Below are 19,026 nucleotides of genomic sequence, written 5' to 3'. Positions count from 1 at the left end.
ACATAAAGGAATACCTGTTTGACACCATCGGCTCAAAAATCAGCTCCTTTATGCGCAGAGACCTGTTCTGCCATCTTCAGGGACTGTCCGCCGATTTTTACGACAAAAACAATACCGGAGAGCTGATGGCCCGGGTAAAGGATGACATTGACCGCATCTGGGACGGACTGACCTTTGCCGGCATGCTCGTCATAGAAGTGATCATTCACACCGCCATGGTGCTTGTCTGTATGTACAGGCTTGACCCAAGGCTTGCCGCGATTCCCACAGCCTCCAGCCGGAAGCTGAAAAAGATATATGCCGAGACTCCCGGCATAAGGGAGGCGGACTCCCCTGTGGTGCTTCCTCAGATTCAGGGAGCCGTCACCATTCAGGACAATGTATGTCTGGGAAAGCAGGAACTCCTTGACCTGGAACAGGTAAAGGAAGCCTCTCTTGCCGCCATGGCGGGAGGCTTTATCGAGAGGCTGGAAAAGGGGCTGCGACACGCAGTTAAGCGAACGAGGCGGAGGGCTGAGCGTAGGCCAGAGGCAGCTTTTGGCATTTGCCAGAACCTTTCTGTCCATGACCCGTATCCTGATTTTGGACGAGGCCACCTCCAGCATCGACACCAAGACCGAGCTTTTGGTTCAACAGGGAATTGATACCCTTTTAAAAGGGCGCACTTCCTTTGTGGCTGCCCACAGGCTTTCCACCATTCATAAGGCGGACAGAATCTTTGTCATCGATCAGGGCGGCATCCTGGAGGAGGGTACAGCAAAGGAGCTGCTTGCCAAAAAGGGAGCCTATTACCGCCTTTATATGGCACAATTTCCCTTGTAGGAAAAAATACAGAGCAATTCTCCGTCCCTTACACTGACGGAGGCCGGCTGTCCGGTAAATTCGTTGCTGATTCCGATGGGAAAGTCATTGCGCATGGTGTAATCCGCAAGAGGATATTTCATTCCTCTCAGGGTCACGCCCTTTGCCTCCTTTCCCATGGAAAACAGCGACAAAACGCCTTCCATGTTCCCCTTAAATTCCACTGTTTCATTCTGCAGGGCCAAGATCATATTGTCCCCATCCACCAGATATCCTGCGGCATTATGATTCTTTAAATACAAAAGGCACTGGAGATTTGCCAGGGTGTGATCCAAACGTCCTCCACAGCCGGCATAAATGCGAAAATCCGTATAACCTAGAGAAAGACCATGCTTTAACGCCGCCAGCATATCTGTGTCGTCTTTTTCGGGACAAAGAGTAATAATTCTGTCGGGCATCTGCTCCTTAAGCTTTTCAATAGCCTTTCTCTTTTTTTCACTGACAGAATCAAAATCCCCTATGATAAGGTCCGGCTTAAGTTTGAGCTGATTACAGTAGGAAAACCCTCCATCCACCGCAATCACATAGTCCTCCTCCTCTGCCAAAATCTCACTGACGGATAGCTCTCCCGCACCTATCACAATACATTTTCCCTCTTTCCACATCTCAGACTGTCTCCTCTCGTTTTCTTCATTCTTATTTACATTTTCAAAAAACCGGCGTATGATAAGGGAAATCCGGCTGCCGTCTGCAGTCTGCAGTCGGAAATTTATTCCAGAAAGGCAGATTTATGACAGCTGCATATTCCAATCTCCCAAAAACGTTATCTGCTGCCGAAGAAAAACGGCTTCAGGCCATGGAAAGACGCTATCGAAACGCCGCCAAATCCATTTTTGAGGCAAGAGCTTCTTATTTCCTTCCCTACACCGGAGGCAGCTATACCTCTATTACCATACGAGACCAGAAAACCCGCTGGGGAAGCTGCTCCTCACGGGGAACCCTGTCCTTTAACTACAGACTTCTGTTTGCGCCGCCCAAGGTACTGGACTACGTGGTAGTGCATGAGCTCTGCCACCTGACCCATATGAATCACTCCAGGGATTTCTGGAAGCATGTGGAGAGTGTTCTGCCCGACTATAAGCAGTATCGAACCTGGCTGAAAGAACACGGTCATGAGCTCACACTTGAAAATTATCTGCTGCGCCGGGGAATCCCCTTAACTTTATAAGCGCTCCGGCAAAATTCTCCCCTTCTTTCTGCCGTCAGACTGTTTTACAAAAAAAGAGACCCGGAGCCATGAAAGGAAAATTCCCTCTTCATGGCCCCAGCCCTCAAAAGCTCTATCTGTTTTCAGATACATAAATCTGTGCGCGGCTCTGAATCACCTGTGCAACCTCTTTAGCTGATTTCTGGCCGGTAAAGTACGCCTCAACCTCTTCCTCCAAAATCTTGGAAATATCCTGATTATAATAAGAACGTGTATTTACGGACCGGATAAATTCCACCACCTGGTCAATCTGTTCCTGGGTCATGGGCTCCAGCTCGATGTTCTCCCCGTTCATATAAAAGGTTTCGCTGTACTCCACCTTGTTTCCGTTTTCATCCAGATAATAAGGCTTATCCAAAGCCTCCTGGGCCTTCTGTGTAAAGATATCACTGGATATAGGCAGTCCGTATTCAATAGTCTCCTGATATTCGTCTGTCAGATAGTAGCGCACAAACTCCCAGGCTCCCTCCAGATTTTCCGATCTGGCAGACAGTGCAAAGGAATTCCCAATGTCGATGGAGGAGCCGTTTCCGCTCTCCGTAGGGAAACCGATAAAGCTGATTTCCTCGCCAAAGGACCCGTTTATCGTATAATTCATAGACCTGACACTACTGATATAGCAATACATCAAAACGGTTCTGTTTTCCCTATACTGGGACTCGTAGTTGTTCCAGTAATCATCATTATAATAGTCATCCGGCAGATTCTCCGGCAGCTTGTTTGCAAACTCAAGCATATCGATAAAATTCTGGGAATCAAAATTACACTTGCCGGTGGAGACATCCACAAAGTCCGTGCCGCAGTACTGCATCATCATGTTCATAAAGCCGTTTCTGGTCAGCTCTCCGATCATAGCGGTGCCCTCCGGCAGGCTTGCCTCCAGCTCCTCAAATTCCGCCATAGTCCAGCTGGTTCTGTCTCCTACAATGGATTTCTTGCCCGCCAGCGTCAGCACATTAAAATAAGGAATCACCTGATACAGCTTGCCATCTATGGAATAGGCCTCAAAAACATTCTGCATAAATTCTGTCTGGGACAGCTCTTCGTCGGATTCAATGAGGCTTCCCACATCCGCAATCAAGCCCTTGGAAATATAATTTTCAACAGGAGTATTGGTATCCACCACCAGGATATCCGGCATATTTCCGGAAATAATGTCATTGTTCAGCTGTGTATATCCCGCATTGTAATCCTCCGTAGTGGCATAGGATTGATATTCCTTCAGCACAATCCTGTATTGATTGCTGCTCTTATTGAAATCCACCACTCTCTGCCTTACATCCGAATTTATGTAATTAGCTGCCAGTACCAGCACCTTTTTATCAGGAATATCCTCCGGGTCCACCTTTGTGAAAATACCTACGTTGCTGTCATAATTGATGCTGTCATAATAAAGCCCTACAAATCTGTTATCATCCAGAACAATCACACTGCTCATATTGGAAATATTCATATCCGAGTTCACAAAGCTCATCATTTGTGTGGGCTCTGTATCCCCTATATTGTAGGAATAGACGCCGTTATTGGTTGTAATGATCAAATCTGTGGTGGTTCCTGCTGTCATGCTGTTGTAGCCGCCCGTCGAAAAGCTCTCAGGCATCTGTACCCCCTCACTGAGGGTATCCGTGTTCGGGTCATAGGTGGCAATGTACATTTTCGACCAATCGCTTTCATCATAATAGGTCACCACAATGACTCCGTCCGGTTTTACCATAAAGTTGCTGGCGTTTTGCAGCACTGAGGTGCTGTCGGACAGCTGCTTTCTCTCAGATACATTTCCCTGTGCATCCACCGTGCTCATCTGTACGCCGTCCCCGGTATACAACACTCCCATTCCACCGTCCGACAAAGGCACCAGAGAGCTGATATAGGCATACTCCTGCTGATAATCTATGGTTTCCAGCGGATACTCTCCCAGAAGCGTACCCTGTATATCCCACTTGCAAAGGGAATTCTCCTGTCTGCTTACCACATTTTCCGAGTCGGAATAATCCTCATAGCTGTAGGTTTTCACTGCGTAAAGCATTCCATCCCCGGTAAAGATATAATTCGCATAGCCAGTGTATTCGTAGACAGAGACGGGCTCTGCCGTGACCATGGGCGCATCCGCAATCTCCTGGGACTCCTCTTCAGCTTCCACGCCAGCTTCTGCGTCAGCCTCCTCCTGCGCTGCTTCCGCTCTGGGCTGTATCGTCAGGTCATTGTCTCCCGTTTCTTCCTGCGTCTGTCCCGACTCCTCCGGAGTCTGCTCCTGCGCTTCTCCCTCCTGTCCGGCCGCACCGCTTCCTGCCGCCGATGTCTGCAGCTCTATTTCCTGCAGGCCTGTTCCGTCCTCATTTAAGGAAAGCAGCTTCAGCTCCTGACTGCTGCCGGTATCGTTCCAATTATACACATTTGCCAGCAGATATATCTTCCCGTCACTGAAATAACCGCTTCGTATGTCAAAGCTGTCCCCCATCTGCGGAATCTCGATATCCTGACAGGAATACACATACTGCTTTGCCAGACTGGGGTCCGCGCTCACCTTATCCGTACTGCCGCAGGCAGTAAGCCCAAGAGCCATGGCTGCGGTAAGACACAGGCTCATCCCCTTGCGAAACCATTTCTTTCTCATAAAATATCTTCCTCCTCACTCTTTGGCACGCCTCTTTGGCTGCGCAAAGTTTTACGCTTTTCACGCGCCTGCTCCATCCTGCGCTCCATCCAATCCCTGCACCGGTACCACACATCCCTGAGGGTCCAGCCCTTGTGCCTCCACCATCTGATAAAGACAACAAGAAGTAAAATTACCGGATACAGGAGAAACAAAAACATCAGGCCTGTAAGCAATGCAATTATATCCTCATAGCCTCTTGCAATATTCTCCCAATAAGGATATATAATTGCCTTTCCATTCATGGAACGGGTGCCGAAGGCCATTAGCAGCTTTAACCTGGAAACCAGAGAGTATCTGGAGGTATTTTCCAGCACCTCCATCTCCTTTTCCTCCACGCCGATGTTTTCCTTCACATGGTTTAAGGCAAAATTGCTCACAGGATTTGGCATGACAATTTCATAATGATTGATCCCATTATTTTTCCCATACAGCTCCAGGGTCTCATAGGACACATAGACCAAAGTGCTGTCAAGCCCCGCGGCAGATGCAAGTCTTCCCTCCTGCCTTTCTATTACGCCCGTGACCATATGAGGGACTCCCGAAATGTAAACCGTCATTCCGGCCACATCATTTGAGCCAAACAGCTGCCATGCAGCATCCTCATCAAGCACACAGTAATCCTGCATCAAATCATTTCCCGAAAAATAGGAGCCTGTCAGCAGCTTCTCCGGGTGGAACAAGAAGAAATCACCGCCAATTCCAATGGCGTCTGCTTCCAGAGAAGCCCGGTCAGTGGTAAGGGTAATGCGACCGTCTGCGCTGTACGCATCCGCCCAAAGCCTTGCACCCGGATTTTCCGATTCCTGGGTGATGGACGCCTCCAAAAGAGCCTGATCCATAGAATGTTCAAATTCCTCTATGCCATCCTTGGTAATACCCGCATTGGGGGAGAAAAAGCAGCTGACCTGGGCCACATTCTTTTCCTCGCTCCAGCGCTCGGCCATCTGCTGGGAAAGCTGCTTCTGCGCCATATGATTGGATGCCAGGAGTAAAATCAGGAAAAGCAGGAAGGATACTGCAGCGCTTATGCTTAGCACATATTTTTTCATGGTCCACTCCTTAACTATCAGCAAGTCTCACCAGCTGTCCCGCCTCCACAGGTGCAGTGGAGGTTGTTATCACAAACTCAGAGCCGTAAAGCCCCCCGCTCACCGCAGACTGTGTATCATCGCTGGCAAGCACTTCCACATCCACACGGGTTGCGTAATAGCGGTTGCCCAAAGGACTGCTCTTGGTTTCCACAATTAAAATAAATTTACCGTTGTTATCCTCTCTAATGGCGCTGTTTGGCACAATCATATCATAATTTGCACTCTTTTGCCCCACCGATATGTTCAAGGTCTGTCCTGCAGTAACGCTGCCTGTCACGTCAAAGGTCAATAATTTCTTCTGCCCGGGATCCGTGGTATCCGGCCTGATGCTGGAAAGGGTCACCTCCACATCCTCGTACCTCCAGGCATTTACAAGCTCCGCCTTATCTCCCACCGCCAGACGAGTGGCCTGCTCGTTGGTTACGGAAAAGCTCATGGAAAAGCCCTTGCCTTCGGGCTGCAGCACCGCCACCGGATTGGCCGCGCTGGTGCTTTCGCCTGCCGTCACATTGATGGAGGTAACAGTTCCTGCCACATCTGCAGTCACCGTGGTGCCTATGGATTTCTCCATCTGCTCCGCAAGCTCCTCTTCGGCCTTTGCAACCTCCTCCTGTGCTTTCACAATGGCGTCATACTGGGTATCCAGATTCAGCGCCTGGCTCATTTCTCCAAGCACATTGGTTTTTTCCGTCAATCTGTTTGTTGCGGCATCAAGCTCCGCCTGGGCCTTGGCCTGCTGATTCTGCAGGCTTGCAATATCATTGGCATTATCCCCTGTGGCCGTCTTATTTTCAAGGGCCTTCTGTGCTCTCTCATACACGAGATTTGCATTGTCAGCGGCAGTCTGTGCACTGATCACTGCTAACTGGGCCTGATTTCTCTGCCTGGTAAGCTCCTCTATATTTCCAATCGATCCAGCATTGCCGTCACTGACACTGTTCTCATACTCCAGCTGGGACTCAATGGCTTTTAACCGGTTCTGCGCCTCCGTCAAGGCAAAATCCGCGTTCTCCTTAGCAGTTTTTGCCTCGTTTAAAGCCTTTGTCTCCGCAGACACATCCGCATCGTTTTCCGGGGTTATGGAAATCTGTGTTTTGAACGCATTCACCTTCTGGGTCCAGTCATCCACCTCTTTCTGCGCCTGCTCCACAGCTGTATGTGCATCCACAATCCTCTGCAGATACCCGCTCACAGAGGATTCTCCCACCGACTGCAGCACCTCTGTGTTGATGTCTGCAGAAAGTAGCGCTGCATAGTAAGCATTCTGAGCCGTCTCCACATTGTCCCGAGCTGTCTCCAGGGCATCCTGCGCGGCCTTGAGCTCATCGCTCTCCTGATCCTCAAGATACACAAGCACATCGCCCTTCTGCACGGTGTCCCCGGCCTTTACGGCAACGCTTGCCACCTTCCTGGTCTCATTGACCATCACGTTGTAGGGATCCCCGCTCTCCACCACGCCGGTTCCCCGGATTTTAGCGGTGATGGTTCCCGACTGCACATACTGAGCCGCAACCTCCGGCAGGGAATAATTCATAATTGTATTGGAGAAAAAGGTGAGCACCAGCAGCACGGAAAGAAAAATAATCGCTGCTGTTTTCACCCACTCTCTTCTTTTGCTTCCTTTTTCGTTCATTCTCCGCTTCCTCTCTTTACGCCTTTATCCCTTGATACCGCCCTGGTAGGTGATGCCATCTACCAGATATTCCTCTCCATACAAAAACACTAAGAGGCTTGGCACCATATAAATTGTGGCCACCGCAAACGCCAGGCCGATTTCACCTTTGTTGATTTTACTCAAAAACACGGATAGGGGATGGGTTTCCGTGTCTGTCAACAAAATCAAGGGCTGCTCCACCATATTCCAATAGTCTATAAAAACCAAGATTGCCGCCGAACAGAGCGCTCCCTTGCACAGAGGCATACAGATCCGCCTGTAAATCTGCCACTCCCCCGCCCCGTCTATCTGGGCGGCCTCCACCACCGAGTGGGGAATCCGCTTCATAAACTTGGTGAGAAGATAAACCGCAAAGGGAGAGAAAATCCCCGGCAGCCAGATCGCCCAGTAGGTATCCAGTATGTTCAGCCAGTCTGAAACAAGATAGTTTGGCACCAGCGTCACCTGATAGGGCATCAGCATCAATATGATGTAAGAAAAAAATACAATCTGCCTGAGCTTCCCGGAATACCTGGCAAAGCCATAGGAGGCCAGAGAGGCCACCAACAACTGAAATACTACAATAGGGCCCACTAAAATCACGGAATTCCAGAATTTCAAAAGATAATCCGGACTCTTGAAAAGCACCGTTATATACTGGCTGAAGGACACCATGTCCGGTATAAACTTCAGGTTGACCTTCTCAGAAATATATACCTTTCCTCCGCTTTCGCTGGTTGCAAATACCGAACCGTAATTGGCAGATATCTCTGAGGCCGACATGAAGGAATTGGTGATTGTCAGTATAATGGGCATGAGAAACAATATGGCAAAGCCCGCGGCAATGAGCGTGGCAATGGCTATCCTGAATACACTCCAGAATTTCCTGTGCTTATAAGTGCTGCGCCTGCCGACGCCTGGATTTCTGCCTGCAGTCCGCATAGGCGTACGCTTCCCGCTCATCCTTCCACATCCTTTCCGAATCTGTTCTCCGCCAGAAACAAGATGCTGATGATGACCACCATGACTATGGCCATCAGTATGGCTGCAGCCGACAGCGTCTGATAATCCAGAGATTTAAACTTATTATTCATAAAATGCTGCAGCATATAAATGGTGTCGTAGGGATAATCATCCGTCAAAAGGTAGATTTCCCGGAACACCTTAAAGGAATTAATCAACGACATAATGGTCACAAACAGCATGGTGGATGAAAGATAGCGCACCTTTATGTAAAAAAAGGTCTGAAGAGGCGTTGCGCTCTCCAGCCTTGCCACCTCCAGAATATCCTTGGGAATGCTTGCCAGGGCCGCCATGAACAAAATCATATTATAGCCAAGGTTTTTCCAGAGGAACAAAAGCACTACCACCACCAGGGCATAGTCCGATTTCAGCCAGTCTATCTTGCTTGCTCCAAACACAGCCAGAATATCATTCACAGCGCCATTGTAATGAAAAAGCACCTGCCAGATCAGCACAATGGAGGCCACGGGTACCATCAGGGGGCTCAGGAAAAAGGTGCGGAACTGGGTCCTGAAAGGCATTTTTGATTCCAGTACAATGGCCAGCAAAAGGGACAGTATCACCGCAAGAGGAACCGACACCGCCGAAAAGGTAAATGTATTTTTCACCGCCTGACGGAAAGCAGCGTTGCGCACAATACTTTTGAAATTATCCAAAAACACAAAATTACCGCTGATGGGATTATCCACCAAAGAATAATAAATCACCACCAGAAAAGGAATCACAAAAAACACAAGGACGCCAAGAAAGCTGGGGGCTATGTAAAGCCCCGAGCTTATCTTAATCCTGCGTGTCTGTTTTGTTGACTTTTTATGCTTTAACGACTGATACTTTCTCACTGCTGCACTCCTAGCTGTTCTCGCTTACATAAATCTGTGCACGGCTTTGAATTACCTTTGCCACATCGTCCACAGATTTCTGTCCCTGATAAAAAGCCTCTGCCTCCTCGGAAATAATCGTATTTATCTCATCATTGCCCGCAGGCGAAGGCTTTGCCACAGAAACCAATTCCCGCAGAAGGGCTACCTCCTCCTCAGTAGGCGTGTGATAGGTATATTACCAGTCCCCATAGGAAACGCTCGACATTCCTCCTGCAATAATAGTTTCGCCGTTTTCATCCAGCATAGGCTCGCCATTTTCATCTAATACATATTCTACCTTGGTAGCCTCCGCTATCATTTCGTCGAACTTGGACTGGCGGGTGGGAAGTCCCCAGGAGAAAATATTGTCCCCGTCCTGCTCTGCCAGATAATGCTCAATAAAGGCCCATGCGCCGTCCTTATTATCGGATTTTGATGCGATACCGTAAATATCGCTTACATTCAGAATACAGCCCGCACTTCCGTCCAGGGTGGGATAGCCGATGCAGGTCACCGGTTCGCCAAACATTGCGGCATATTCCTGGATGCCGTTCAGATCGTAAATGCCTGCCATTGCCAAAAGCACATCCCCGTCCTGTATCTTTGCCGGCTGGGACCTGGTATCCGACTCCCAGTCATAGACATCGGGAAATCTGTTTACAAATTCCAGAAGGCTTTTAAACTCCGGTGTGTCAAATTTACACTCCCCTGTGCTCCAGTCCACGAAGGAATCCATATTATAGGTAAGACAGTAATACAAAATGCTGCTCTTGGAGGCCCCGTCAAAGAGCTCCGCTCCCTCATGGGCATCCGCATATGCGATCAGCTCATCCAGCGTCCATCCCATTTCCTCTCCTACATCAGAGGTCTTGCCGATTACCGTGCTGAGAGAAAAGGTACTGGGAATTGCCACCAGAACACCGTCATACTGGAAGCTTTCCAGAATATTTTCCATAAAATCATCCTTGTCCAGCACGCTGCTTTCCTCCAGATAGGGCATCAGATCCTCAAACACACCCTTTGTGGCAAGCTGCTCCACATTCAGCTGGGACAAGTCCAGAATATCCGGGCAGTTTGAGCCGGAGGTAATATCATTATTCAAGCTGGTAATGCCGTCCTGATAGCTGGTTTCCGTCCAGTTGTTCGTATCGATATAGGTTTTGATATTCACCCGGTACTGCTCACTGCTCTTGTTAAAATCTACCGCCGCAGCCTGGAGGTTTTGATTGGTGTAAAGGGTGCCGATGGTGATCTGCTCCTTCTGCACCAGCTCAGAGCTTTTGGTCTTTGTCAGTAATGCAATCTCCGTCTCCCCTGTGTTCCAGTCGTTTACAATCGCCACGATCCGGCCATCCGACAAAGCGCCCACACTATTTACATACTGTCCGTTGATATCGCTGTCCAGCCAGTCCAAAATCTCCTCACTGGTCTGGGAGGACAAATCATATTCCGACAGCTTTGTTCCATCGTTGATCAGAAAATCCTTCTCCGCACCAGCAGAAAGAATGTTTCCTCCGTTTCCGCTTGGAAAGTTTTCCCTGGCCTCCCCCAGCTTTCTGGCAGCAAAATCAATATCCGCAATCACCATTCCTCCATCGGCGGAGGTGCTGTCATAATAGCTTACATAAATCTTGCCGTCCCTGCCCTTTCCCATGCTGTTGATCCAGTTCTCCCCGGTGGATACCTCCCCCTGATAAGTACCCTGGCCGTCAAAGAGACGAACCAGATAGGAAGAGCAAAGATAGAGATTTCCCTCATCATCGGAAATGATGCCGTTTACATAGTTGTTGTCCGCATCCTCATTTAAAAGGTCTGTGATCTCCTGCTCATAAACCAAATTTCCCTGAGCGTCATATTGAGCCAGAAACGTTTTGCTGATGGGAAACCCATCTGCATCCAGCTCCTCTCCCGAATAATCGTAAAGACACAGATAGACATTGCCCGCTCCATCCACTGTAAAGCCGTTAATGTTTGTGTTTTCCCTGACAGAGACAGGAAGTGCCTCCGGCTCTGTGTCCGTTCCCGGTGTATACCGGCAGATTTCCGTAACCGAGGTCATGGCCGTCTCGTCATAGGTATTGCGCACATAATAGATGGCATCTTGGGTAATCTGCACATCATAAAAATTGGAATAGCTGTCACTGCTGAGCTCTATGTATTCCGGCACATACACATACTCCGGAGTTTCCTCTACTGAAACCGTCTCCTCTCTGCCGCCGCAGGCGGTAAGCGCAGCCGCAGCCACGGCAATCAGCGCAGACAGCAGTCCCCGTTTGGGAGCTATCCTGCATTTTTTCCGGTTTTCCTTTTCCACGTTTTGTGTTTTTATCATACTTTCCCTCTTTTCAAAAAACAATTGTTTTAATAAAAACATTATACACTGCACCATACAAAAAAGCATCTTAAGAATTTATGAAGAAAAGCGACGAAATGATTACAACCCGTCGCTTTCTCGTCCTTTTTTTTCCAATTCTTTTATACCAGCTTGTGCATTTCCATTACTCTTTGGCGGTGACGCCACAGACTTCCCAGACGGTTATAAAACCAAAATGACTGCACAAGAATACTGTTTGCCTTCCCTATCCTTTCCTTTGTGGTTCCCTTATAGTAACTGCCTCCGCAGGTAATCTGATTTTTCTCAAGCACACATTGGATCAGGTCGGATTCACAACGTATCGGAACCGGAAAATCCGTATAGGCTAATCCCACACAATCTGCCTTATGCGCATCGCTGCCCCCAAACTGGGGCTTCTCAAACTGCTCCGCAATGGCGGAAGCGCTGCGGTTGCTCTGGACAGTCTCACAAGCATTAAAACCCTCCACAAAATCAAACCTGTCCATCACCGCCAGCTGGCTTTTATGCTTGCGGGTATTGGTGATGCTCAGATATTTTTCCCCACAAGGATGGGCGGGTCCTAAAATACCTCCATTTTTATGCACAATATCAATCAGCAGATGCACAGGAAGCCCTCTCAGCTCCAAAATCTTTAAATTCACATTCTCCGGCATAATCACAAGTATGTGTCCTGCATCGATGGTATCATATTCAATTCCCTTTAAAACTACAAAATCTGAAAATTTTTTGTCTTTTAGATTCCGCTTCCACTCTCTGTAACCCTTATAGGAATTATGATCACTGACAAGCATACCGTCATAGCCTCTGTCTATCAGAAGAGAAATAAATTCTGCTATGGGCACCTTGCCATCCATGGACCCTTCCTTGGTATGGCAGTGCATATCAAAACGCATGGCAACCTCCTTTTTCCTGAACCTCATTCAGTATATCAAAACGCAGCTGGATATACAATGTTAAATTTTGACACATTTTTCACTGTATGACATGTAACTTTTGTCATTGTTCATCATATCCCTTTTTCTGTGTTAAATACCTGTAAAATATATCTGTAATTCTTTTAAACCCATTATCTGAACATAAAAAAAGAAGGACAAAACTGCCGTCCTTCTAACTGTCGGTTATCCTGGGCCGTATCTGCTCTCATGCTTTTCTTCAGCCAGAAACCTTTATAATCCCGAGAAGCACAAACACCAGATACATCACTGGCTGATGCAGCAGATAAATCAAAAGAGAATGTCTCCCAAGTGCCGAAAGCGGCAGCCTGGGCAGCACATCCGCCATTTTATCCAAAAGATTTCTATTCCGTGCAATCCGATATAAGAAATAACCTGTTACAAACAAGAAAATCCAGGGAAACACAGAAAAGTAATCCGCCGAATAAAAGGCTTCGTCTGGAAAGCCAAGAAATGTCATAAGCAGTCCCTTTTGATACCACCCATGAGGAAGCCTTATGATTTCTGCCAGGCCAAACCCTAGATATTCATCATTTATTCCCCTTGTCATCAGGAAAAACGCAAAGCTGAACACACATCCCGCCTCTGCCGGAATTTTTCTAAACACCTTTTCCAGAGGAATCATGACCAGCATTGCGGCCCCCAAAAATGTGAGAATCCCAAAGGTAACTCTCTCATTATAGGTGAAGCTCCAGGTTACGAGGGAGGTAAGCAGGCCTGCTCCCAGCACGATCAATCCGCGCTTTAAACGGTGCTTTCCCATCATCCAGCAAAAACCTGACAGCAGAATAAAGGTCCAGCATATACTCTGCTGCCATATAAATGCGGCATCGGAACGAAACCATTCCCAATCCACATTTCCCATGTAAACCAGGTCCCACACCCCATGATAGAGAATCATGCTGATTAACGCAAGTCCTCTCAAAGTATCCAGGTAATCATAGCGGCGGGAAATCCGGCTTTGCTCTTTCTCGTCCATCTTAACCCTTTGTCAATTCTTTATCAATCCCATGTGCGCTTTTGTCAATCCTGACGCAGTTGAAAACGTTTCATCATTTCATCCAGTGTAGTTGCAGACGCAGACAGCTCCTCACTGGTTGCAGAAGTCTCCTGAGAAGCAGCCGAATTGGACTGAATTACATCGTTAATCTGCTCCACGCCCTTTTCAATTTCCTTGACGGAGACAGCCTGACGATCCGATGCCGCCCGGATATTGGCAACCTGCAAAATAATATGATCCAGCTCTTCAATCACCTTATTCAATGCATCCGCCGTTTCCTGAGTGATCCTGCTTCCTGCGGCCACCTCAGCCATGGAGGCGTCTATCATTTTTCTGGACTCCACTGCGGAAGCTGCACTTTCCTCCGCAAGCTTACGGATCTCATCTGCCACAACCGCGAAACCTCTTCCAGCCTCTCCGGCTCTTGCCGCCTCAATAGATGCGTTCAGTGAAAGAAGATTGGTCTGGGATGCGATTCCTTCAATATCTGCAATCACCTTCTCGATCTGCTGGGATGTGCTGCTGATCTTATCCATAGCCTGGGTCAGCTCCTTCATCTTGGCCTTGCTGTTTTCAGCCTCTGCACCTACCACCTTCGCCTTATCATGGGCAATGTCAGTGGACTTTGTGTTCTCCATTACCTGATTGGTAACCTCGTTCACCGTAGCAACCAGCTCTTCCACAGCAGCCGCCTGTTCCGTAGCACCCTCGGCAATATCCTGTGCGCTGACAGCCAGCTGTGAGGAGCCTGCCGCCACCTGATCTGCAGAAGCCTGCATGCCATCCAGCAGCTCGCTGATAGCCTTGACCATCTTAATCAGCTCCTGGCGCACAGAACCCAGCTCTCCGGCATACGCCTCAGGACATTTGCTTCGCACGTTAAAATTACCCTCGGCAAATCCTGACACTATGTAATTTAAATCTCCAATCACAAGCTTCAAGGTGCTGGCTGTTCTCCCAAAGCTTCTGGAAAGCTCTCCCAGCTCATCCTCCGACTCCCAGGGGGTTCCCAGGTCAAAATCACCCTTGGATATTTTTTCAGCTGCATCTTTCAATTCGTGCACCGGTTCCACAATCAAATTCTGCAGGCTTATCCCAATCACTATTGTAGCGGCCACACCGATAGCTGCAATTACCAAAACCAGTAATGCTGACAAGAAATCTCTATCGACTATAAACCGAAAAACTGATATCAATATGCTGATTAAAAAAATCACAATGATACAGGAAAAAGCAACACGAATTTTCTTCTTGATAGGTCGGTTTCTTAAAAGTGCTTCAATCTTATTCATATCTTTCTCCTTTCACGCTGCTGCACGTAATCGTTTTGCCAAAACCCATACTGATAGAATACCACTTGACAAAGGCTTTTGCAATCATTTTATGCTTTTTTTAGTATTTTAGTACCAGCTACGTAAAAAGAGCCTGATCCACGAAAAAGCTCGTGTTCAAGGCTCTTTTTATACATCTGCCGCGCACGCGGCAAACGCTTACATTCCCATCTGTGCAGCTACCTCTGCCGCAAAGTCCTCATTCTTCTTCTCCAAGCCTTCGCCGGTCTCAAAACGCACAAATCTCTTCACGCTCAATTCCGCATTGTTTTCCTTTGCAACCTGCGCAATATACTGTGCAACCGTCTGCTTTCCGTCCTCGGCCTTCACATAAACCTGCTCCAGCAGACATACTTCCTTTAATTCCTTATTCAAGCGTCCGTTGATTGCACCCTCAATCACCTTTTCAGGCTTTCCTGCCATCTTAGGATCCTGTGCGATCTGTGCCGCGATGATCTCCTTCTCATGTGCCTTGTACTCTTCTGACACATCGCTGGTGGCAACGTATTTGGGAGAAAGGGCTGCAACCTGCATAGCTACATTGGTCATAGCCTCCTTCACAGCATCGTTTACCACATTGGTCTGGGCCTCAACAATCACGCCAATCCTTCCGCCGCCGTGCACGTAGGATACCACGCAGCCATTTGCAGCTTCCACTCTCTCAAATCTTCTGATGCTGAGCTTCTCACCGATCACAGCAATCTTCTCAACCAACGCATCCTGCACAGTCTTAGAAGCATCCTCGTTCCACTTTTCTGCAAGGAACGCATCCATATCTACTGCATCCGATTCTACAGCCTGCCTTGCAACAGCCTCTACAAACTGCTGGAACTGCTCGTTCTTTGCCACGAAATCAGTCTCGGAATTCACTTCCACAACCGCTGCCACGGTGTCACCCTTAGAAGCAATGCGGCAGATACCTTCCGCTGCAATTCTGCCTTCCTTTTTCACTGCCTTAGCCTGTCCGTTCTTTCTCAGAACCTCCACAGCCTCTTCCATATTTCCATTTGTCTCACTCAGCGCCTTTTTGCAATCCATCATGCCTGCGCCTGTCTGCTCGCGCAGCGCTTTTACCATAGCTGCAGTAATCTCTGCCATATTCTTCACCTTATCTTTCCCTAAAAGTTTTTCTCTGCAACATCAAAATTATTCCGCGTCCTGAGAAACTGCTTCCTCTTCTTCTGCGGCCGCTACCTCTTCGATATCCTCTGCTTCGCCCTCTGCCACATCTTCCTGTGTATAAACCGCTTCTCCCTGATTTGCCTCGATCACGGCGTCAGCCATCTTGGAAACAATCAGCTTCACTGCTCTGATTGCGTCGTCATTTCCGGGAATAATGTAATCCAGCTCCTCGGGATCGCAGTTGGTATCACCGATTCCGATCAGGGTAATGCCCAGTGAATGCGCTTCCTGCACACAGATTCTCTCCTTCTTGGGATCTACCACAAAGATTGCATCCGGGATTCTGGTCATATTCTTAATGCCGCCCAGATTCTTCTCCAGCTTTTCCCATTCCTTCTTCAAAGCGATAACTTCCTTCTTAGGCAGAACATCAAAGGTTCCGTCCTCGGACATGGTCTCAATGGCATGCAGCCTGTCGATACGGGATCTGATGGTCTTAAAGTTGGTCAGCATACCACCCAGCCATCTTTCATTTACATAATACATTCCGCAGCGCTCTGCCTCTGTCTTAACAGCATCCTGGGCCTGCTTCTTGGTTCCCACAAATAAAATGGTTCCGCCCTGTGCCACAATCTCGGAAACAGCCTTATAAGCCTCGTCCACCTTGCCTACGGATTTCTGCAGGTCAATAATGTGGATGCCGTTTCTCTCTGTGAAGATGTAGGGAGCCATCTTAGGGTTCCATCTTCTCGTCTGATGTCCGAAATGAACACCTGCTTCAAGTAATTGTTTCATAGAAATAACGCTCATTTTTTTACCTCCATTTGGTTTTTTCTTCCGCAGTTTCTTTTCTGCCGGGCCGGCGTTACTAAAGCCCGGTTAGCTCTGACATCTATTCTTCTGTGGGAGAACACCGATGCCAAATCGAAACGCGTGTTTTTTCGTCACAACAGTGGCATTATAGCATAAGAAAACCCCTGTTGCAAGGGGTTTTACTGTTTTCCGGTGATAATTTCCGCAATTTCTTCCTCCCCGGTTCCCGGTTCTATCTGATAAGTGCCAATCCGAAGAGATTTGGAATAGCCGTTGTCGCAAAGATACCTGTCGAAAGCCTCTGCGTCCTCTATAAGCCCCGCCTCGGCCAGCATTCTGCTCACCGTCACCGAGCTGTCGCCCGACTGTATGGTCACAGACACTTCCGGCGCGGTCTCCGGCTGCAGTGCCTCTGTCTCCTCTGGCTGCTGCGCCTGCGTCCCCGGCGGCTCCTCCATGGTTTCCTGGGATTCCTGTCCTGCCTCCGGCAGCGTTTCTGACTGGGACGTTTCCAGATCAGACAAGACGGCCGGGGTGCTTTCCACCATCCCAAGCTCTGCCGCACGTTCCCTGATCTGCGCATCACTGAGCGTCTGCCCCCTTCCTGAGGCGGCCCCCATCAGCACTGCGGCAGCCACCATTCCGATCCCCAATCCCCGCAAATAATATTTCAACCTCATCTTAATTCTCAACTCCGTAGTGCAGGGCTGTTCTGCAGCCATTATGCACTTCTACATATTTTTATATAAATCAACCACCAGCTTCACCTCTCCTACGCCAAGCCCCAGCTCCTTAGCGATTGCAACCTTTGACCAGCCCGCTCTGTAAAGCTCTAAAATTCTGTCATTACTGTTGGCTCCCCTTTCGTCCTCCTGGAAAGGGCTGATGTCTGTGCCGGTTCCTTTCCTTTCCTCAGGCTGTCCGCCCTCCGGAGTATTTTCCAAATCAGGGCCCTTCTCACCGGCTTTTGTTTCCTCCGGCGCCAGACTCTGCAGGGAATCCACCACTGCCTGAGCCCTTCTTCTGGTTTCCTCGGCCTCCTTCATTGTCCGGTTTATCTCTGAAACCGCATCTTTCAGATGCTTATGCTTGTCATTGAGCATATCATACAGGAACAGTACCTCCTGATGGTTTTTATGAATCTCCTCCAGCACGGTATCAGAATACTCGTTTACCGCCATGATTTTTTCATTGGAAATTCTCTCCAGGGACCGTTTCGTTTTCTCCATGGCATATCCCACAGTTTCCTCTGCCACATCATCCACCTGGTTCTTTATATTTTCCATTTCATCGGCAACAAAGCCCCTGATCTCTTCTCTCACAAGGGCCTTATTTTCCTCCGACGTATCCTCTCTGCCCGCCGGAAGAAGAAAACTCACTATAAAAATGATTCCGCCTGTAATCAGCAGAAATATTTCCATTGCGCTCATTGTGCAGTCCGTCCCTTAAATTTTTATGTCAAATCCCCGATACCCATTTTCCTTCATGCCGTCCGGTTTCTTTTCCTTTTTTTGACGGTTTCTTCCACCGTCTCCATAGTATTCTCCGCTTCCCTTTTCTCTGGCGTCAAACTTCTTATTCTGCCAGTCGGAATTATCGGAGCTTCGAACCTCCCTAGCCCTCTGCTGTGTATCCTTCTGTATCTGCTGCCCAATATTGGTCTGGTTCACCAAAGGCTTATTGTCTTCGTTTTGCTTGATGGCTGTATAATCCTGCGCTCTGGTGATTGTTGTTATTTCAATGGAGCCAAACGCCATAGTGCTCCTCCTTTTTCTGTAAGCTCCTACATAGGAAGCATTTTTACATCGCCTTCCACCTTTTCAAATCTGCAATATTGATAGTTGCTCTGCAGAACCATGGAAACATCGCCAATAATGATTGTCGTACCCGGATAAGCATTGCCCTGCACCACCACTGCTGCCTTGCGCTGCCCCACAAGAAGCGTATGAAGCTCGTTCATCTCCCTGTTTTTCCGGGCCAGCTCTTCCTTCTTGGTCTCTATCAGCTGCGCCGCATCCTTCACATATTTGAGCTGATCCGGAGTAAACCGTACTCCCTTGGCACGTTTTTCTCCAAAGTTAATCAGCACCGGCTGGGTG

The 19,026-nt window shown here is 48.4% G+C and carries 18 protein-coding genes and 2 pseudogenes; 3 read left to right on the top strand and 17 right to left on the bottom strand.

Annotated features, from left to right (window positions below; all coding sequences use genetic code 11):
* Positions 1–50: 50 nt before the first annotated feature.
* Together AC1WIP_RS01635 and AC1WIP_RS01630 are read left to right on the top strand one after the other, a co-directional pair.
* Positions 51–203 (top strand): annotated as a pseudogene (locus AC1WIP_RS01635) (ABC transporter transmembrane domain-containing protein); the annotation flags it as partial.
* 162 nt (positions 204–365) lie between these two features.
* A pseudogene (locus tag AC1WIP_RS01630) lies at positions 366–822 on the top strand (ATP-binding cassette domain-containing protein); the annotation flags it as partial.
* Here the strand turns inward: AC1WIP_RS01630 and AC1WIP_RS01625 are convergent.
* Entirely contained in the window at positions 798–1,466 is a 669-nt protein-coding gene (locus tag AC1WIP_RS01625; protein ID WP_481140172.1) for a thiamine diphosphokinase, read from the bottom strand. The pseudogene AC1WIP_RS01630 and the gene AC1WIP_RS01625 overlap by 25 nt on opposite strands.
* Positions 1,467–1,591: 125 nt before the next feature.
* Between AC1WIP_RS01625 and AC1WIP_RS01620 the strand changes: the two genes are divergently transcribed.
* Positions 1,592–2,029 carry a M48 family metallopeptidase gene (locus tag AC1WIP_RS01620; RefSeq protein ID WP_318702434.1) on the top strand — a complete coding sequence of 146 codons (438 nt, stop codon included), beginning with the start codon at positions 1,592–1,594 and terminating at the stop codon, positions 2,027–2,029.
* A gap of 112 nt (positions 2,030–2,141) precedes the next feature.
* Here AC1WIP_RS01620 and AC1WIP_RS01615 read toward each other — a convergent pair whose 3' ends face one another.
* The 16 genes from AC1WIP_RS01615 to AC1WIP_RS01540 form a co-directional block, all read right to left on the bottom strand.
* Complete coding sequence (locus AC1WIP_RS01615) at positions 2,142–4,682, bottom strand: extracellular solute-binding protein (RefSeq protein ID WP_481140171.1); 2,541 nt, start codon at positions 4,680–4,682, stop codon at positions 2,142–2,144.
* Positions 4,679–5,773, bottom strand: a complete 1,095-nt coding sequence (locus AC1WIP_RS01610; protein ID WP_481140170.1) for an ABC transporter permease — start codon at positions 5,771–5,773, stop codon at positions 4,679–4,681. The genes AC1WIP_RS01615 and AC1WIP_RS01610 overlap by 4 nt, the downstream gene beginning before the upstream one ends.
* A 10-nt stretch (positions 5,774–5,783) precedes the next feature.
* Positions 5,784–7,448 carry an efflux RND transporter periplasmic adaptor subunit gene (locus AC1WIP_RS01605; protein WP_481140169.1) on the bottom strand — a complete coding sequence of 555 codons (1,665 nt, stop codon included), beginning with the start codon at positions 7,446–7,448 and terminating at the stop codon, positions 5,784–5,786.
* Between the two features lie 24 nt (positions 7,449–7,472).
* Complete coding sequence (locus AC1WIP_RS01600) at positions 7,473–8,432, bottom strand: carbohydrate ABC transporter permease (RefSeq protein WP_481140168.1); 960 nt, start codon at positions 8,430–8,432, stop codon at positions 7,473–7,475.
* A complete protein-coding gene (locus AC1WIP_RS01595) occupies positions 8,429–9,331 on the bottom strand; it encodes a carbohydrate ABC transporter permease (RefSeq protein ID WP_481140167.1) in 903 nt (300 codons plus the stop codon). Before AC1WIP_RS01595 ends, AC1WIP_RS01600 begins: the two co-directional genes overlap by 4 nt.
* Positions 9,332–9,341: 10 nt before the next feature.
* Positions 9,342–9,491, bottom strand: coding sequence for a hypothetical protein (locus tag AC1WIP_RS01590; protein ID WP_481140166.1), 150 nt, complete (start codon positions 9,489–9,491; stop codon positions 9,342–9,344).
* Positions 9,492–9,548: 57 nt separating this feature from the next.
* Positions 9,549–11,684 (bottom strand): ABC transporter substrate-binding protein, encoded by a 2,136-nt coding sequence (locus AC1WIP_RS01585; RefSeq protein WP_481140165.1) that lies wholly within the window; start codon positions 11,682–11,684, stop codon positions 9,549–9,551.
* Between the two features lie 143 nt (positions 11,685–11,827).
* Positions 11,828–12,601: a PHP domain-containing protein gene (locus tag AC1WIP_RS01580; RefSeq protein WP_481140164.1), complete on the bottom strand. Its 774-nt coding sequence runs from the start codon at positions 12,599–12,601 to the stop codon at positions 11,828–11,830.
* 259 nt (positions 12,602–12,860) lie between these two features.
* On the bottom strand, positions 12,861–13,640 hold the full coding sequence (locus tag AC1WIP_RS01575; protein WP_481140163.1) for a heparan-alpha-glucosaminide N-acetyltransferase: 780 nt from the start codon (positions 13,638–13,640) through the stop codon (positions 12,861–12,863).
* A 44-nt stretch (positions 13,641–13,684) separates the two neighbouring features.
* Positions 13,685–14,953 (bottom strand): methyl-accepting chemotaxis protein, encoded by a 1,269-nt coding sequence (locus tag AC1WIP_RS01570; RefSeq protein ID WP_481140162.1) that lies wholly within the window; start codon positions 14,951–14,953, stop codon positions 13,685–13,687.
* A gap of 198 nt (positions 14,954–15,151) precedes the next feature.
* The gene (gene tsf / locus AC1WIP_RS01565; protein WP_481140161.1) at positions 15,152–16,090 is read right to left on the bottom strand and encodes a translation elongation factor Ts; all 939 of its coding nucleotides are present in this window, start codon (positions 16,088–16,090) and stop codon (positions 15,152–15,154) included.
* A gap of 48 nt (positions 16,091–16,138) precedes the next feature.
* A complete protein-coding gene (rpsB, locus tag AC1WIP_RS01560; protein WP_318702448.1) occupies positions 16,139–16,924 on the bottom strand; it encodes a 30S ribosomal protein S2 in 786 nt (261 codons plus the stop codon).
* 182 nt (positions 16,925–17,106) lie between these two features.
* Positions 17,107–17,601 carry a hypothetical protein gene (locus AC1WIP_RS01555; RefSeq protein ID WP_481140160.1) on the bottom strand — a complete coding sequence of 165 codons (495 nt, stop codon included), beginning with the start codon at positions 17,599–17,601 and terminating at the stop codon, positions 17,107–17,109.
* Between the two features lie 57 nt (positions 17,602–17,658).
* A complete protein-coding gene (locus AC1WIP_RS01550; protein ID WP_481140159.1) occupies positions 17,659–18,357 on the bottom strand; it encodes a DUF6115 domain-containing protein in 699 nt (232 codons plus the stop codon).
* Positions 18,358–18,372: 15 nt separating this feature from the next.
* Positions 18,373–18,684: a hypothetical protein gene (locus AC1WIP_RS01545; RefSeq protein ID WP_318702451.1), complete on the bottom strand. Its 312-nt coding sequence runs from the start codon at positions 18,682–18,684 to the stop codon at positions 18,373–18,375.
* A 26-nt stretch (positions 18,685–18,710) separates the two neighbouring features.
* A partial coding sequence (locus tag AC1WIP_RS01540) for a hypothetical protein (RefSeq protein WP_481140158.1) occupies positions 18,711–19,026 on the bottom strand: 316 nt, incomplete at its 5' end.

The organism is Acetatifactor sp., assembly GCF_982438285.1.
This window is presented reverse-complemented; position numbering and strand designations above follow the sequence as displayed.

Excerpts from the sequence above, each read along its gene's own strand:
- AC1WIP_RS01625 (WP_481140172.1), bottom strand. The coding sequence starts at position 1,466 with ATGTGGAAAGAGGGAAAATGTATTGTGATAGGTGCGGGAGAGCTATCC.
- AC1WIP_RS01620 (WP_318702434.1), top strand. The coding sequence starts at position 1,592 with ATGACAGCTGCATATTCCAATCTCCCAAAAACGTTATCTGCTGCCGAA.
- AC1WIP_RS01615 (WP_481140171.1), bottom strand. The coding sequence starts at position 4,682 with ATGAGAAAGAAATGGTTTCGCAAGGGGATGAGCCTGTGTCTTACCGCA.
- AC1WIP_RS01610 (WP_481140170.1), bottom strand. The coding sequence starts at position 5,773 with ATGAAAAAATATGTGCTAAGCATAAGCGCTGCAGTATCCTTCCTGCTT.
- AC1WIP_RS01605 (WP_481140169.1), bottom strand. The coding sequence starts at position 7,448 with ATGAACGAAAAAGGAAGCAAAAGAAGAGAGTGGGTGAAAACAGCAGCG.
- AC1WIP_RS01600 (WP_481140168.1), bottom strand. The coding sequence starts at position 8,432 with ATGAGCGGGAAGCGTACGCCTATGCGGACTGCAGGCAGAAATCCAGGC.
- AC1WIP_RS01585 (WP_481140165.1), bottom strand. The coding sequence starts at position 11,684 with ATGATAAAAACACAAAACGTGGAAAAGGAAAACCGGAAAAAATGCAGG.
- AC1WIP_RS01580 (WP_481140164.1), bottom strand. The coding sequence starts at position 12,601 with ATGCGTTTTGATATGCACTGCCATACCAAGGAAGGGTCCATGGATGGC.
- AC1WIP_RS01575 (WP_481140163.1), bottom strand. The coding sequence starts at position 13,640 with ATGGACGAGAAAGAGCAAAGCCGGATTTCCCGCCGCTATGATTACCTG.
- AC1WIP_RS01570 (WP_481140162.1), bottom strand. The coding sequence starts at position 14,953 with ATGAATAAGATTGAAGCACTTTTAAGAAACCGACCTATCAAGAAGAAA.
- tsf (WP_481140161.1), bottom strand. The coding sequence starts at position 16,090 with ATGGCAGAGATTACTGCAGCTATGGTAAAAGCGCTGCGCGAGCAGACA.
- rpsB (WP_318702448.1), bottom strand. The coding sequence starts at position 16,924 with ATGAGCGTTATTTCTATGAAACAATTACTTGAAGCAGGTGTTCATTTC.
- AC1WIP_RS01550 (WP_481140159.1), bottom strand. The coding sequence starts at position 18,357 with ATGAGCGCAATGGAAATATTTCTGCTGATTACAGGCGGAATCATTTTT.
- AC1WIP_RS01545 (WP_318702451.1), bottom strand. The coding sequence starts at position 18,684 with ATGGCGTTTGGCTCCATTGAAATAACAACAATCACCAGAGCGCAGGAT.